Source organism: Catenulispora sp. MAP12-49, from assembly GCF_041262705.1.
Taxonomy (GTDB): Bacteria; Actinomycetota; Actinomycetes; order Streptomycetales; family Catenulisporaceae; genus Catenulispora.
Genome location: NZ_JBGCCP010000006.1, coordinates 38743 through 53804, shown reverse-complemented (window position 1 = coordinate 53804; position 15062 = coordinate 38743). Strand labels below are relative to the sequence as shown.

The following is a 15062-nucleotide window of genomic DNA, read 5'->3' as shown; positions in this document are numbered from 1 at the left end:
CGGGAGGATGAACCGCATGCCGGAGTTGGGCAAAGGACTGGCCGGCAAGGTCGCCGACGACCTGGGCCACGCCATCGCCGGCGGCTACCGCGCCCCCGGCGAGGTGCTGCGCACCGACGACCTCGCGGAGGCCTTCGCCGTCAGCCGCACCGTGATCCGCGAGGCGGTGCAAGCACTCCAGGCCAAGCGCCTGCTGCGAAGTTCACCGCGCGTAGGCCTGACAGTACGGCCGGTAAGGGAATGGCACCTCTACGACCCGGACGTGATCCGCTGGCGCCTCGCGGGCACGCAGCGCACGACAGTCCTCGACGAACTGACGGAACTGCGCGGCGCGGTCGAGCCGGCCGCGGCTGCCGCGGCGGCCCGTCAGGCGGACCGGCAGAAGCGCACAAGCCTGCTGGAGAGCTCGGCCCGGATGCGCGCCGCCGCCGCGGCGGGGGACCGGACGTCGTTCCTGGAGGCGGACGTCGACTTCCACCGGCTGGTGCTGGCGATGTGCGGGAATCCCTTGTTCGCACAGCTGGCACCGGTGACGGAAGAACTACTGCGAGGGCGTGCCGCGCTGAAGCTGCTGCCCACAGCCCCCGACCCCGCCGACGCCGACCGCCACGACGCGGTGGCCGTCGCGGTCGCGTCGGGCGATCCGGCGCGCGCGGAGGTGGCGATGCGGGCGGTGGTCGCGGAGTCGCTGGCGGACATTCACATGCGGCTGGAGGCGCGCGAGGGGGATTGAGGGGGATTGAGAGGATTGAGAGCGAACTGAGAGCGAGCTCCGATCAGGGCAGTTCGCGCTTGCCCTGACTGCCCCGCTCCCGGGCTTCCTTCTTCTGCTGCTTGGCCATCTCGGCGAGCTCGTCCAGCTTGGCGCGCTCGTCCTTGGTGGGCCGGCTGTACCGGGGCGCGTCGAACGCGGGCTTCTCCGGGCCGGGCACGCCGGGATGGCGGTGCGCCGCCTTGGCCTTCTCCGGCTCGTCGGCGCGGGGGTCGCGGCCGAGCAGGTCGGTGTGGCAGGCCAGCACCGCCTCGACCAGGCCGGCGCCGTACTCGGATTCGGCGAGGCGTCGCAGGCCGTCCCACTTGAAGCCGGCCTTCTTCAAGGCCCGCTTCTGGAAGAACGACATGCCCTCCAGTACGCCGACGACTTCCTCGGGCGGCATTGGCGTGTCCATGCCTCGATCCTAGGCCTGAGTAGCTCGGGCGCCAGATCTGAGTACCGCAACGGGTATTGGCGTGTCCCGGTCCGAGCCAGGGTTGGTGGCATGGGAGATGGGCTGGTCGGATGTCCGGACTGTGGTGCGCCGATGGCGGAGCGGCCGGAGCGCTGTTCGGCGTGCGGCTTGGTGTTGGCCGGTGAGACGGCCGCGCGGCTGTGGGCGGTGGATCAACGTATTGCGGAGCTCACCACCGAGCGGGTCGCGTTGCTTCGTACGCTGCGCGCCGCCGGGAGCATCGGGATCGCCGCCGCCGTGCCAGATGGCGGCGGAGGGCCGGCGCCGGCTCTTCCGTCCTACCCCGTTCCTCCGCACCTTCTGGCCGGCCGTCCCCGCGTGGAGTGGAGCCGTCGGCGTGTCCAGAACCTGTTGCTGAGCCTCGGCGTCCTGCTGCTCGCGGTCGCCGCGCTCATCTTCATCGCCGTGAACTGGGGCACGCTCGGCGCCGGGGGACGCGCTGGCGTCATGGCGGGCGTCACCGTCTCGGCGGCCGGCGCGGCGACGGTGGCCGCACGGCGTGAGCTGCCCGCGACCGCCGAGTCCGTTGCGGCGCTGACCGTCGCGCTGCTGATCGTCGACGGCGTGGGGCTGCGGCTCATGGGGGTCGGCGGCGGGATCGCGCTGACGACTTATGCGGGTGCTGTGTCGGCGGTGATCGCTGTGGTGACGGCCGTGTGGTCGGTGCGAGTCAGGATCCGTGCACTCCGTGTCGTCGCGCTTATCGCCGCCGAACTCGTGCTGCCGCTGGCGACCGGTACGAGCGTCCGCCCCGGTGAAGTCGCGGCCGTCTACGGGCTGCAGGCCGTCGTGCTTCTCGTTTTCCGCTTCCGTCTCGCGACGGACCTGCTTCGCATCACGGCGTATATCTGGTGGGGAATCTCCCTTTTCGCCGCTGTCGTCGCCACCTACGGCCAGGCCGGTCTGCGTTCGGACTGGGGCCCGGTCGAGCTGGCGGCGTTCGCCGCGATCGCCGTGTGGGCCGCACTCCACGATGCCGCCGAGCTCCACCTGGCGCTGGCCACGGCCACCGGCATCGCCGCGCTGTGCGGGCTCGTCCCGCATCTGGACGCGAGCTGGCGTGCCCCGGCCGTCGAAGTGGCGGCCCTGCTGGCCGCGCTGACCGTCCTGCTGATCCCGACCCGCGTCGCGCAGGCCGCGACGGCGGTCGTCGCGGCTGCCGGCCTCGGCGCCCTGCTGACCGTCAAGAAGCCCATCGCCGAAGCGCTCGCGGCGCCGGCCGGGGTCACCCGCCATGAGATCTGGCACGGCGCCTGGCCCCGCATCCGCAGCCTGCGCGCCACCGACGCGATCCACACCGGCCAGCCCTGGCCCGGCACCGCGCAGCTGGCCGTGCTGGTGCTCGCGGCGCTGGCCACCGCCGTCGTGCTCGGGCCGAAGATGCTGGTGACGCCGGTGACGCCGGTGACGCCGGTGACGCCGGAGACGCCGGAGACGCCGGAGACGCCGAAGACGCCGGAGACGCCGAAGACGCCGAAGACGCCGAAGCGGGCCGCCGCGCGGCGGGCGGTCGTGCCGACGATCGCGGTCCTGGTCGTCGTCAACCTCATCCTGGTGCCGCTCGAAGCCTCCTGGACTCTCCCGGCCGCCGTCGGCTGGGAGCTGGTCCTCGGCGCGGTCTTGCTGATCGCCGCGATGAGGAAGGACTCTGCGAACGCCCGAGTGCCCGCGATCGTCGGAGCGTGCTTCCTTGTCCACGCGGCCCTGTGGTCGCTGCGCTCGCCGGTCCTCACCGTCGTCGCCGTCGCGGTGACCCTTCTCGCCACGACGGCCGCCGCGCTGGCGGCTCGTAAGCGAGTCCGCGATCGCCTCGTCCTGGTCACCACGGCAGCCGCACTCCTGGCCGTCGAGGCCGCTCTGATCGCCGGGTATCAGGGTGCGTCGTTCGCGCAGATCGGTGTGGTCCTCGGCATGGTGGCGGCCGCGGTGATGATGACCGCTTACATACTCGGCGGGCGTCTCGACACGGTCCTCGCCACGGCGCTCCAGGTCGTCGTCCTCGTCGTGGCCGCCACGGCGATCGGCTTCTCCGCATACGAGCCGGTCGCGCTCGCCATCACGACGGCCGTCCTCATCGCTGCGACGGCCCCGGCGATCGTCCTGGGCAGGGAGCCGCTTGCGCCCGTGTGGCCCGCGCTCTTCCAGGTGCTCCTCTGCCTGGAGACCGATACCGTCCACCGCTGGATCGCCCCTGAAGCCGACCTCGGCTCGCGGGCGCTGATCCTGGCGCTGGTCGCGGCGGCGGTTTCCGTTGCGGCCACGGCCTTCCGGCGTTTGCCGGAGAAGGCGGCCGCGGTGGCGCTAATAACAGGCCCTTCGATCTACACGCTGGCCACCATCGGCACCATCGCCGGTCGCCGCTTCGATCCGATCTGGCTCGGTCTCCTGGCGGGCGGTGTCGCGGCCGCGCTGATCGCGGCGCTCGGAGCGGTCCGAGCAGCCCGAGCAGCCGAGGACACGACCGCCCGCGACCCCCGCCTCGCGATCCACCTTCCGGCGGCCATCAGCTCTCTGCTTCTGGTGGCCGGCAGCTGGGTCCGGCTGGCGGAGTCGCACATCCACTCTGTCGAGCCGTACACCCTCCCGGCCGCCGTGATCCTCCTCGGTGCCGGCTACCTGCGCCGCCGCCACGACCCGGAAGCCGCGTCGTGGCCCTGCTACGGCCCCGGCCTCGTCCTCGGCCTCACGCCGACCCTTCTCCAGGCGCTCGCCGATCCCGGCCTGCCGCGGCCCGCGCTGGTCGGCGTCGCGGGGCTGGGCGTGCTGGCCGCCGGGGTCAGGGGACGGCTTCAGGCTCCGTTGGCCCTCGGCTCGGCCGTCCTCGCGATCGACGCTGTGGCGCAGCTGTCCCCGGCGCTCGCGGCCGCGTACGACGCCGTCCCGCGCTGGACGCTGATCGCGCTGGCCGGGGCCCTGCTCCTGGCCCTCGGCGTCGGCTATGAGCGGCGCATCCGCGACCTGCGCACGCTCGGCCGGAAGTTCAGCGGGCTACGGTAGCCCTTGTGTCAGATACCGATCTTGAATCAGGCGCCGATCTTGAGTCGGGTGCCGATCGTGTTTCAGATGCCGACCTGGCGGCGGAGTCCGCTGACGTCCGGCGCTTCTGGCAGGGCCTGGGCCTGCCCGGCCTGATCGACGTCCACACCCACTTCATGCCGCACCGCCTCCTGGAGCGGATCCAGGCCTACTTCGACGCCGCCGGTCCGCTGATCGGCCGCGAATGGCCGATCCGCTACCGGCAGGACGAGCGGCGCCGGCTGGAGATCCTGCGCGGATTCGGGGTGCTGGCCTTCACGTCCCTGGCCTACCCGCACAAGCCGGGCATGGCCGAGAGCCTGAACGCCTGGACCGCGGACTTCGCGGCGCGCACCCCGGACTGTCTGCACAGCGCGACCTTCTTCCCCGAGCCCGAGGCGGCTGGCTACGTCCCGGCGGCGATCGAGGCCGGGGCCCGGGTGTTCAAGGCGCACGTCCAGGTCGGCGGCTACGACCCCGCCGACCCGCTGCTGGTCCCGGTGTGGGGAGCGCTGGCCGAGGCGGGGATCCCGGTGATCGTCCACTGCGGCTCGGGGCCGGTCGCGACCCGGTACACCGGTCCGGAGCCGATGGCGCGGGTGCTGGCCCGCCACCCGGCGCTGCGGCTGGTCGTCGCGCACTTCGGGCTGCCCGAGTATGTCGGCTTCCTCGACCTGGCGGAGCGGTACGACGGCGTCCTGTTCGACACCACGATGGCCTTCACCGACTTCTTCGGGCACGTCGAGCTGCCGGACCGGGAGCACAAGCGCATCGCGGAGTTCGAACAGCGGATCCTGTTCGGCAGCGACTTCCCGAACATCCCCTACAGCTACACAGGCGCGCTGGAAGCCTTGTCCCGCCTCGATTTCGGCGAGGGCTGGCTCCGCGCCGTGTGCCACGGGAACGCGGCGCGGATCTTCGGGGTGTGAGGGGTCTCAGCCGGTGTGCGGGTTGTGAGGGGTCTCAGCCCTCGTGGCGGCGGCCGGTCACGTCCCAGAAGTGGTGGATCGGGTCGTGGACGAAGTAGCGGGCCAGCGACTCGATCGTGAAGTCGGAGCCGTCGCCGCGGTGGCCGGTGCGCTCCCACTGGTCGGCGGACACCGCCTCGAAGCGGGCGGCGACCGTCTCGGCGGTGTCGGCGAGCTCGGCGAAGACCTTGTCGGGGTCCTGCGCGTGGTACTCGTCCTCCACCGCCGTCGTGTCCTGGTCCCAGTTCGGGTACTCGGGGTCGTCCTCGTTCAGCATGAGCTCGACGCGGAGCAGGTAGATCTTGTTGCAGTCGCGGACGTGGCAGGCGTACTCCAGCGGCGACCACTTGGCCGGCTCCGGACGCGTGCGCACGGCCTCGGCGCCGGTCTCGGCGAAGTAGCCGCGCCAGGCCTCGGCGTTGGCGCGCAGCAGGGCCGGGACTTCCTCGCGGGCGATGGTGCCGGCCGCGAAGCCGCACTCCGGGCAGGGGCGCTGGAGCACCCACGTCCAGTTCTTGGTGTCCGGTGTGATGGTCATGGCGTCACCCTAGCGGCGCCGGGGCGGTCGGTAGAGTGCGTTCCATGCCGCAGACAAACTCGCGCCAGGTGTGGGTCCCCTTCGGACAGTCGGCGAAGGAGGTCCCCGACGGGTTGGCGGCCGACGTGTTCACCGGCACGGGCGTCGACGAGCCCGGCGGTGTCCCGGACTCGATCGACGAGGTTGAGTTCTTCGTGCTGCCGTACATGTTCGTCAACGCGCACCCCGAGTTCATGGCGCGGATGCCGAAGCTGAAGGTGGCGCAGACGCTGACGGCCGGGTACGAGAACGTGCTGCCGTACGTCCCCGACGGCGTGACGCTGTGCAACGCCCGCGGCCTGCACGACGCCTCGACGGCGGAGCTGGCGCTGACGCTGACCCTGTCGGCGCTGCGTGGCATCCCGCGTTATGTGCGCCAGGCCGAGCAGGGCGACTGGGCGCCGACCTACAAGACCGACCCGAACGCGGTCGACGAGGCCCTGGCCGACAAGACGGTCCTGATCCTCGGCTACGGCTCGATCGGCTCCGCCATCGAACGCCGCCTGGCCGGCTTCGAGGTCGAGGTCCTGCGCGTGGCCCGCACCGCCCGCGAGGGCGTGCACGCGTTCTCGGAGATCGACACGCTGCTCCCGCAGGCCGACGTGGTGATCGCGATGGTCCCGGCCACCGACGAGACCCGCGGCATGATCGACGCGCGCTTCCTGGCGCGGATGAAGGACTGCGCGCTGCTGGTCAACGTGGCGCGCGGCGTCGTGGTGCGCACCGAGGCGGTGATCGCGGAGTGCGCCTCGGGACGGCTGCGCGCGGCGCTGGACGTGACCGACCCCGAGCCGCTGCCGGCGGACCACCCGCTGTGGCAGACGCCGAACGTGCTGATCACGCCGCACGTCGGCGGGGCTTCGACCGCGTTCCTGCCCCGGGCGCTGCGGCTGATCGACACGCAGCTGCGGCGGTTCGCGGCCGGGGAGGAGCTGGAGAACGTGGTGCGGGCCGGGTGAGGGCGGGGTGAAGGCGGGGTGAGGCTGGTTTGCGGGCCGGGGCAAGGCCCCCTGGTTGCTCGGTCGCGTAACAGCCGACGAGCTGTACCGGAGGCCTTGCGCCTACTCGCGAATCTCAGCTGCCGGCGGTGAGTCCAGTCGGCGTCAGCCCTGCGCTTTCAAAGGCCCTATACGCCTGCTCAGCCTGGTTCTGCGCGCCGTAATAGTTCGGGTGGACGAACGTGCACGCCTCACCGGCGATGAACGGCACCCCGACAGGAAGCGAGTTCTCGACCTCGTCGCGCCCCGCACAGTGGTACTCCGGCTTCGCCGGCTTGCTGACGCCGGGGGGCAGGACCAGCTTGTCGAAGATCCCGTACATCCACTTGTCCGGGTTCGGCGGCTGGTTGGCGCTGTTTGAGGGAAGGCAGGCGCCGTGAGCGATGCTGGAGGTGTAGGTGTCCACATAGGTGGCCCCGGCCGTCTCCGCGGCGTTCTCGACCTTGAAGTTGAGAGCCTGCTCGATCTCATCGAACCAAGGGGCGTCGTCCTTCATCATGGGGCCGAGCTTGTAGAAGTTGGGGATGCCGAGGATTTCCCGTGTGCACTGGCTCTGAATCGGCGCTCCGGCGACCGCGGGGTAGCCCAGGACGAATACCTTGGCGTTCGGGGCGTGCTGTTTGATGGCCGCCATGGTGGCGGCCAAGCCTGTCCGCAGGGTCCGCCACCCTGCGTCGAGTTGGGGCCTGCCTTCACCCGTTTCGAAGTAGGGCTGGCACCGATGGTTCTCGCTTCCCAGCTCCATGCACTTGGTCAGAATCGGGCCGAATCCCAGGTCGTTGCCTCCGATGCCGACCGTGACGATGTCCGTGTCGGCGGTTACCACGTCGATCTGCGGCGGGCGTGCCGGATACCCTCCCTCCGGGGCGCCGTTGTAAGGCGGGCCGACCAGCGCGGTCTGCTTGCCCAGAATGCCGGCGTCGACCGTCGCGGAGCCGCAGGTGACATCGGTCAGGTTCACCCAGTTCGGGCTCTGCGTGTTCAAGCGGGTCGCCAGTTGCTGTTCCCAGTTGCGCCCGGATCGGCCGCAGCCGTCCGCCTCGGCCGGGCTCTGCCACGGCGGGACCGCGACGTCCGCCATGTAGGAGTCGCCCAGGGCGGCCCACTTCAGCGGCTTGTTCTGCTGTGCCGCGGCGCCATGCACCGTCAGGACGGCCACGCACGCGGCTGCCACGGCGGTGGCGGCTGTGCGGAGTGTCATTTTCCGAAGCATCGACATCATCCCTTCACCTGAGGAGTGATCACGTGATCACGGGCGAAAGGGTAATGTCGTGAACTGCGGATATTCCGTTCACGTGCAAGTATGCCAAGGTGTTTCACTCGTGGGTGTTATTCGTATGCATAGACCCGTGACTATGCGCCCTCTGACGAAAGTGCGTGCCACGGATTCCGAGTCGCATCCGTGGCACGCACTTTCGCTGGCGTGAAGTCTTAAGCCTCCGCGTGTGATGACCCGACCAACTCCGGGGATCGCTCCTCGGCGCCGTCCCCAGCGCCCTCGCTGACGCCGAACCGGTTGTGGAACCGCCGCAAAGGTCCCGGCGCCCACCAGGCGCTGCGCCCCAGCACCCGCATCGCGGCCGGCACCAGGATGCCGCGGATCAGCAGCGCGTCGATCAGGATCGCCACGCCGCAGCCCAGACCGAAGAACTGCAGGAAGCTCACCGAGGCGGTGCCGAAGGCGAAGAAGCTCACCGCCAGCAGGCCGGCCGCCGTGGAGACGATGCGGCCGGTGCGGGCCAGGCCCTCGCTCACCGAGTGGCGCAGGTCCGCGCCCTGGGCGTGGAGTTCCTTGATGCGGCTGGTGAGGAAGACCTCGTAGTCCATCGACAGGCCGAAGGCGATGCAGAACAGCAGGACCGTCATCGCCGTGTCCATCGGGCGCGGGGTGAAGCCGAGCAGGCCGGACAGGTGGCCCTGCTGGAAGATCCAGACCATCGTGCCGATCGAGGCCGACAGGCCCAGGGTGTTCAGAAGCAGGGCCCGCAGCGGCTGGGTGACGCTGCCGGTGAACAGGAACAGCACGATGAAGGTCGTCAGCACCACCCAGGCGATCGCGTAGGGCAGGCGGGCTGTGATCCCGTGCTCGGAGTCGATGAGCCGGGCCGTGTCGCCGCCGATCAGCGTCGAGGTGCCGGCCGGGCCGGGGACCGCGCGGGCGTCGCGGACCAGCTGCTCGGCCGCCGCGGAGTGGCCGCCCGCCGCGGTGAAGACCGTCAGGCGCTGGGCCGAGGCGGTGGCCATGCCGGTATCGGAGGGGCCGATGCCCAGGGCCGTGCCGTGCTCGAACGAGCCGGCGCTGCTGTCGACGCGCACGGCGCCCGGCAGCGTCGAGAGCTTGGCGGCGTACGTGGCGACCGATGAGGTGTCGGCCGGCCCGGTCGTGACGACCTGGACCGCCGTCGCCTGGTTGCCCTGGAAGTCGTTGTGCAGGGTGTCGGCGGCGACGCGGGCCGGTGCGCTGGTCGGCAGGACCGTCTCGTCGGGGGTGCCGAAGGAGGCGCCGAACAGGGGCGCCGCGAGGAACGCCAGGACGGCCACCACCGGCAGCGCCATCAGGGCCGGCCGCTTCATCACGGCCGAGGCCAGGCGGCCCCAGGCCGGCGCGGCCGAGCCCTGCTGGGCGTTGCGGCGCCAGGGCACGCGGCCGGCGTTGACGCGGGTGCCCAGGGCCGCCAGCAGCGCCGGCATGATGATCAGGGCGCTGAGGGCGGCGATCGCGACCACGCCGATGCCGGCGTAGGCGAACGAGCGCAGGAAGTAGAACGGGAAGACCAGGAGGGCGGCCAGGGCGGCGGCGACCGTCAGCGCCGAGAAGGCGATGGTGCGGCCGGCCGTGCGCATCGTGCCCAGGACCGCGTCGGGGACGCTCGTGCCCTGCGCCAGGAACTCCCGGTAGCGGGCGACCATCAGGAGCGCGTAGTCGATGCCCAGGCCCAGGCCCAGGGCGGTGGTCAGGTTGATGGCGAAGACCGAGACGTCGGTGATGCGGCCCAGGATCGCCAGTTCGGCGAACGTGCCCAGGATCGCGACCAGGCCGATCGCCAGCGGCAGCAGGGCCGCGACCAGGCTGCCGAAGGCCAGGATCAGCAGGACCAGGGTCAGCGGGATGGCGATGGACTCGGCCGCGGCCAGGTCCTTGGTGACCTGGGAGGTGACGTTGTGGTTCACCGCCGCCTCGCCGCCGGCCTGGATCGTCACGGCGGTGTTGTCCTTGACGTAGCCGGACAGCAGGCGGTCGGTGGTCTTGCCGATCGTGGTGTCGTCGCCGAGGACGCGGACCAGGACCATCGCGGAGTGGCCGTCGGTGGAGCGCAGGGCCGGGCTGTGGTCGGCGAAGTACGACACGACGTTGCTGACACCGTGGTCGGCCGACAGCTCCTGCGTCAGGGTCTGGCCGGCCTGGGCGGCGGTGCCCTGGTCGATGCCGCCGGCGCGGGCGCCGACCACCAGGATCAGGTTGGCCTGGCCGCCGAACTGGCTGTCGATGGCCTGCTGCGACTTCCAGGACTGGGAGCCGGTGTCGTCGAAGCCGCCGGACTTCAGCACGCCGAACGCGCCGACGCCGACCGCGACCATGGCCACCAGCAGCAATGAGGCGGCGATCAGGACGGCCTTGGGCCGCCCCACCGCGAGTCTTCCGATTCTTTCGAGCATGGCTGTGGAGCCCCCTCCGGGTCTGGCGTCACCTTCAAGTTGACGCCGTTAACATCAACTGTGCCGGTCATTGTTAACGGTGTCAACATGAGGCACGATGAACAGGTGAGCACGCCCAAGACCGCCTCCCGGACCCGCTACCACCACGGCGACCTGCGCAACGCGATGATGGACTCGGCGGTGGAACTGGCCCGCACCGGCGGCCCGGAGGCGGTGGTGCTGCGCGAGGTGGCGCGCCGGGTCGGCGTCTCGGCGACCGCGGCCTACCGGCATTTCTCCGATGCCGAGGCGCTGCTCGACGAGGTGAAGAAGAGCGCGCTTGCGGACCTGGCCGCCGCGCTGGAGGCCGCGACGTGTGCGGTGCCGGACGACGGCGACCCCGGCGACGTCGCGGTGGCCCGGCTGCGTGCCTCGGCGAACGCCTACATCGACTTCGCGATCGACCAGGCCGGGCTGTTCATGACCGCTTTCTGTCGCACCACGGTGCCCGGCGGGGAGCACCCGGAGTACGAGGGCGAGCCGTTCGACCAGACCGAGGCCTTCCTGGCCCTGGGCCGGATGCTGGACCAGGTGGTCGCGACCGGGCGGATGCCCGCTGACCGGCGCCCCGGCGCGGACATCGCGGCCTGGTCGGTGGTGCACGGCCTCGCGCTGCTGCTGGTCGGCGGCCCGCTGGAGCGGCACCTGTCGGAGGCGGACCAGGAGTTCGTGCGGGAGCGGACGCTGGACGTCGTCATACGAGGGCTGACGGCGGGGGAGTAGCGGTCGGGCTCGCGCGGCGATTCAGCGGCCGTTGATTCAGTGGCCGTCGATTCAGCCGCTGTTGATCCAGTGGCCGGCGCCACAGGGGAAACCCCGAACCGCCGCCTGACAATCGGACCATCGGCCCATATCAGAGACCGTATCTGCGGGTTCGCAGAGTATGTCCGGATCTTCGGTTCACCCGGTTGGCGGCCTGTGCGAAGGTTGTCCGTGCGCCTAGAGTGCAAGAGCACTAAGACAACTGGTGCCGCGCCCGGAGCGTGCGGCACAATAAAGGCCGCTGACATGGGGCTCCACGGGTCGTGGTGCGGGCAAGGCCGCTGGGGAAGGCGAACCTCGCCGCAGCACAGCCAGGAGGTCCCGATGACGGCACAGTCGGCAGACAAGACAGTGACAACAAGCGGAGTCCTCTACATCCACTCCGCTCCACGCGCGCTCTGTCCCCACATCGAGTGGGCGGTGGCGAGCGTACTAGGCGTGCGCGTCAGCCTGGACTGGACGCACCAGCCGGCCGAACCGCACACGTGGCGGGCCGAGCTGTCCTGGCGCGGTCAGGCCGGGACGGCGGCGCACATCACCTCGCAGCTGCGGGGCTGGCAGCAGCTGCGTTTCGAGGCCACCGAGGACCGCTCCGACGGGGTCGAGGGCGAGCGCTACTGCTCCACGCCCACGCTCGGCGTCTACCGGGCCGCCACCGGGCAGCACGGCGACATCGTCATCGCCGAGGACCGGCTGCGGGCCGCGCTGGCCCGGGCGCACCGGGGCGAGTCCACGCTGGAGCGTGAGGTCGAGGCGTTGCTCGGCAAGCCCTGGGACGACGAGTTGGAGCCGTTCCGGTACGCGGGCGAGGGGGCGCCGGTGCGGTGGTTGCATCAGGTCGGGTGATGCCCGGCGGATCCGTGCCGGCGGCTTGATCGCGCCGGCGTTCACCCACACGAGTGGTCTTCGCTGACGGATTTCGCGGACGACTGATCATCGGATCGTGTGATCGGATCACGTGATCGTCCGCATGGCGACAGGCGCGGCGGCGGCGGAGACACGGCAGAAGCGCGGCAGAGGTGCGGTGCGGTCAGCTGAACCGCGCCGTCCGCGCGTCGACCTCGTTCCCGTACTCCGCCGTCAGCGGCCGGTACAGCTCCGGCCGCCGGGCCCGCAGCCAGCGCCGGCCGGTCGCGTCCGGGACCAGATCCAGGTCCAGGTCGGCGGTGACCATGGCGTCGGCGGCGGCCCGGGACTCGGCCAGGATCCGGCCGTAGGGGTCGATGATCATCGCGTTGCCGGTGCGGACCTCGTCGTCGTCCCGGCCCACGCCGTTGCTGAAGAGCACGAACAGCCCGTTGTCGTGGGCCCGCGACGGCAGCCAGCGCAGCAGCCACTCCCGGCCGTTCGGGCCGCGGAAGGCCTCCTCGACGGCCGCCGGATCGGTGTGCCGGTTGTCCCAGACGCTCAGCGGGATGGGCTTCATCCCGTGTGGGCTCACCGAGTTCGTGCCGCCGGTCTGGTGCGGGGCCAGCAGGATCTGCGCGCCGAGGAGCGCGGTGGCGCGGACGTTCTCGACCAGGTTGTTGTCGTAGCAGATCAGGACCCCGACCCGGACGTCCCACGGCGTGTCGAACACCGTGTAGCGCCCGCCGGAGGAGATCGCCTCGTGCTCGAAGGCGTGCAGCTTGCGATGGATGTGCACGGTGCCGTCCGGCAGGCAGACGGCGTAGGCGTTGAACAGCCAGCCGTCGCGCTCGGTGAGCAGCCCGAAGCCGATCCCCAGGCCCAACTCGGCGGCCAGGGCGCTGATCCGGGCGACCGCCGGCCCGTCGTCGGGCTCGGCGGCCTCGTGCAGGTAGGCGGCGTCGCGCTTGGTCAGGTGCCAGTAGCCCAGCAGGCACATCTCCGGGAACACGACGAGCTGCACGCCGTCGGCCGCGGCGGCTCGGGCGAAGTGCTCGACCCGGGCCAGGTTGTACTCCTTGGCGCCGGGACGCGGCTCGAACTGGACGGTGGCGGCGCGAAGCATCATGCGCTCCATGCAAGCGTCGTCGGTTCGATGAGTCCAATGAATGTCGCGGGGCTTTCGATAATCTGAGGGAATGGAAGACCGGTTGGTGCGGGCATTCGTCGCGGTCGCCGAGCACGGCACGTTCGGTGCGGCGGCCCGGGCCCTGGCCGTGACGCAGCCGGCGCTGACCAAGCAGATCCAGGCCCTGGAGGCGCGGATCGGCGGCACGCTGTTCCGGCGCGGACGCCTCGGCGCCCAGCTCACGCCGCTGGGCCGGACCCTGCTGCCCGACGCGCGCGACGCGGTGGAGCGCCTGGACGCCTTCGCGCTGCGGGCCAGGCGCCTGACCTCGGGCGGCGCCGGACGCCTGGCGCTGGGCTTCGGCCTGTCGACGATCGACATCGCGCCCCGGGCCGTGGCCGAGTTCCGGCGCCGGCACCCGGATGTCGGCGTGACCCTGGACGACATGGCCACGGCGATCCAGCTGGAGCGGCTGCGGCGCGGGCAGCTCGACGCCGGGTTCGTGCGCCTGCCGGTCGACCCGGCCTTCTCCGTGCTCGAACTCGGTGCCGACCGGCTGATGCTGGCCGTCCCGGGCAACGCCGACACCGGGCCGGGAGTGCGGGAGCTGATCAAGCGGCACGGCATGGTCGCGCTGGCGCAGACCAAGGGGCCGGGCTTCGTCGACCAGGTCCAGCGCTACCTGGCCGCCGAGGGGATCAAGCCCCGGGTGTTGCAGCGGGCGAACGACCTGCAGACGGTGATGGCGCTGGTCGCGGCGGGCGTCGGAGTCGCCCTGGTGTCGGCCCGGGCGCCGGTGGTGGTGGCCGCGGAGCGGATCCGCTGGGTGCCGATCGAGCACGAGGCGGCGCGCTGGGGCATCGGGCTGGTGTGGGGCGGCGGCGAGGCGGCTCCGGCGCTGGCGGCGTTCCTGGGGGTGACACGGGAGCTGGCGGCCGGGGGCTGGTGAAATTTGTCGTGATGTCTTCGCAAGAAAACTGTAGTCTCACGCAAAGATCCAGCGAGGGGGCCCTGATGGAAAGAATCCGTGCACCGTTCGTCGACGCGGACGGCGTCGCCCACTACCGCAACCTCACCGTCTCGCGGATCCAGGGCTTCCGGCCGCTGCACGCGGACCTGCGCGTGCCGCCGGGCGAGGGTCGCAAGCCCCTCATAGCGTTCCTGCACGGCGGCGCCTTCGGGGCCGGCTCGCGGGTGGATCTGCCGGGGCCCTTGGAAGAGCTGGAGTCGCCCGGGTTCTACCAGCGGCTGCTCTCGCGGGGGTACGCCGTGGCAGACCTCGACTACCGGCTCTCGTCGGAGGCGGTGTTCCCGGCGCAGCTGGAGGATGTTGAGAGCGCGGTGTGCGTATTGTCCGAGGCTGCCGAAGAACTAGGCCTGGATGCCCGGCGCTTCGCGCTGTGGGGCGAGTCGGCCGGCGCGACGCTGGCCGCGCTCGCGGCGCTCGACAAAGAGTCCGGAGCGCCGATCCACGGGGTCGTCGACTGGTACGGCCCGGCTGACTTCGTCACGGGAGCCCAGGGCGCGGACATTCCCGGCAACCCGATCTACGCGCTGCTCGACGGCGGAGTGCCGGGAGTCTGGGACCGCGCCCGCGCGGCCAGCCCGACGCGCCAGGTCCACGCGGACGCCCCGCCCTTCCTCATCATGCACGGCGCGGCGGACGCGCTCGTCCCGTATACCGAGAGCGAGAATCTCGCGGCCGCGCTGCGCTCGGCCGGTGTCCGCGCGGACCTCGTGCCCGTGGAGGGCGCGGGGCATGTCATGGAGGGCGCGAGCGACGTCGGCGCCCTGGTGGACCAGGTCTTGGACTTCCGCGACGAGGTCCTGGACGCCTCGTAG

At 71.3% G+C, this 15062-nt stretch carries 13 protein-coding genes; 8 read left to right on the top strand and 5 right to left on the bottom strand.

The genetic code is table 11. The features are described from left to right. The first annotated feature begins 16 nt into the window (after nucleotides 1-16). Nucleotides 17-733, top strand: a complete 717-nt coding sequence (locus ABIA35_RS14335) for a FadR/GntR family transcriptional regulator (protein WP_370358197.1) — start codon at nucleotides 17-19, stop codon at nucleotides 731-733. 43 nt (nucleotides 734-776) lie between these two features. Here ABIA35_RS14335 and ABIA35_RS14330 read toward each other — a convergent pair whose 3' ends face one another. Continuing rightward, on the bottom strand, nucleotides 777-1169 hold the full coding sequence (locus ABIA35_RS14330; protein ID WP_370338731.1) for a hypothetical protein: 393 nt from the start codon (nucleotides 1167-1169) through the stop codon (nucleotides 777-779). Nucleotides 1170-1301: 132 nt separating this feature from the next. Here ABIA35_RS14330 and ABIA35_RS14325 point away from each other — a divergent pair, with 132 nt between their 5' ends. Next, on the top strand, nucleotides 1302-4226 hold the full coding sequence (locus ABIA35_RS14325; RefSeq protein ID WP_370358196.1) for an SCO7613 C-terminal domain-containing membrane protein: 2925 nt from the start codon (nucleotides 1302-1304) through the stop codon (nucleotides 4224-4226). A 74-nt stretch (nucleotides 4227-4300) separates the two neighbouring features. Further along, a complete protein-coding gene (locus ABIA35_RS14320) occupies nucleotides 4301-5173 on the top strand; it encodes an amidohydrolase family protein (protein ID WP_370358316.1) in 873 nt (290 codons plus the stop codon). A gap of 34 nt (nucleotides 5174-5207) precedes the next feature. Here the strand turns inward: ABIA35_RS14320 and ABIA35_RS14315 are convergent, their stop codons facing one another. After that, nucleotides 5208-5750 carry a DinB family protein gene (locus tag ABIA35_RS14315; protein WP_370338735.1) on the bottom strand — a complete coding sequence of 181 codons (543 nt, stop codon included), beginning with the start codon at nucleotides 5748-5750 and terminating at the stop codon, nucleotides 5208-5210. Between the two features lie 44 nt (nucleotides 5751-5794). Here ABIA35_RS14315 and ABIA35_RS14310 point away from each other — a divergent pair, with 44 nt between their 5' ends. Beyond that, a complete protein-coding gene (locus tag ABIA35_RS14310; protein WP_370358195.1) occupies nucleotides 5795-6748 on the top strand; it encodes a 2-hydroxyacid dehydrogenase in 954 nt (317 codons plus the stop codon). Nucleotides 6749-6863: 115 nt separating this feature from the next. Here ABIA35_RS14310 and ABIA35_RS14305 read toward each other — a convergent pair whose 3' ends face one another. Beyond that, nucleotides 6864-7946 carry an SGNH/GDSL hydrolase family protein gene (locus ABIA35_RS14305; protein WP_370358194.1) on the bottom strand — a complete coding sequence of 361 codons (1083 nt, stop codon included), beginning with the start codon at nucleotides 7944-7946 and terminating at the stop codon, nucleotides 6864-6866. 272 nt (nucleotides 7947-8218) lie between these two features. Continuing rightward, a complete protein-coding gene (locus ABIA35_RS14300; protein WP_370338742.1) occupies nucleotides 8219-10444 on the bottom strand; it encodes an MMPL family transporter in 2226 nt (741 codons plus the stop codon). 105 nt (nucleotides 10445-10549) lie between these two features. On the opposite strand from ABIA35_RS14300, the gene ABIA35_RS14295 reads away from it, so the two are divergent. Both ABIA35_RS14295 and ABIA35_RS14290 read left to right on the top strand, forming a co-directional pair. Next, nucleotides 10550-11206: a TetR/AcrR family transcriptional regulator gene (locus ABIA35_RS14295; protein ID WP_370358193.1), complete on the top strand. Its 657-nt coding sequence runs from the start codon at nucleotides 10550-10552 to the stop codon at nucleotides 11204-11206. A gap of 390 nt (nucleotides 11207-11596) precedes the next feature. Beyond that, entirely contained in the window at nucleotides 11597-12091 is a 495-nt protein-coding gene (locus tag ABIA35_RS14290) for a DUF3145 domain-containing protein (RefSeq protein ID WP_370339259.1), read from the top strand. A 184-nt stretch (nucleotides 12092-12275) separates the two neighbouring features. Here ABIA35_RS14290 and ABIA35_RS14285 read toward each other — a convergent pair whose 3' ends face one another. Continuing rightward, on the bottom strand, nucleotides 12276-13217 hold the full coding sequence (locus ABIA35_RS14285; RefSeq protein ID WP_370358315.1) for a nitrilase family protein: 942 nt from the start codon (nucleotides 13215-13217) through the stop codon (nucleotides 12276-12278). Between the two features lie 73 nt (nucleotides 13218-13290). Between ABIA35_RS14285 and ABIA35_RS14280 the strand changes: the two genes are divergently transcribed. Continuing rightward, nucleotides 13291-14169, top strand: a complete 879-nt coding sequence (locus tag ABIA35_RS14280; protein ID WP_370338748.1) for a LysR family transcriptional regulator — start codon at nucleotides 13291-13293, stop codon at nucleotides 14167-14169. Nucleotides 14170-14234: 65 nt separating this feature from the next. Next, on the top strand, nucleotides 14235-15062 hold the full coding sequence (locus ABIA35_RS14275) for an alpha/beta hydrolase fold domain-containing protein (RefSeq protein WP_370358192.1): 828 nt from the start codon (nucleotides 14235-14237) through the stop codon (nucleotides 15060-15062).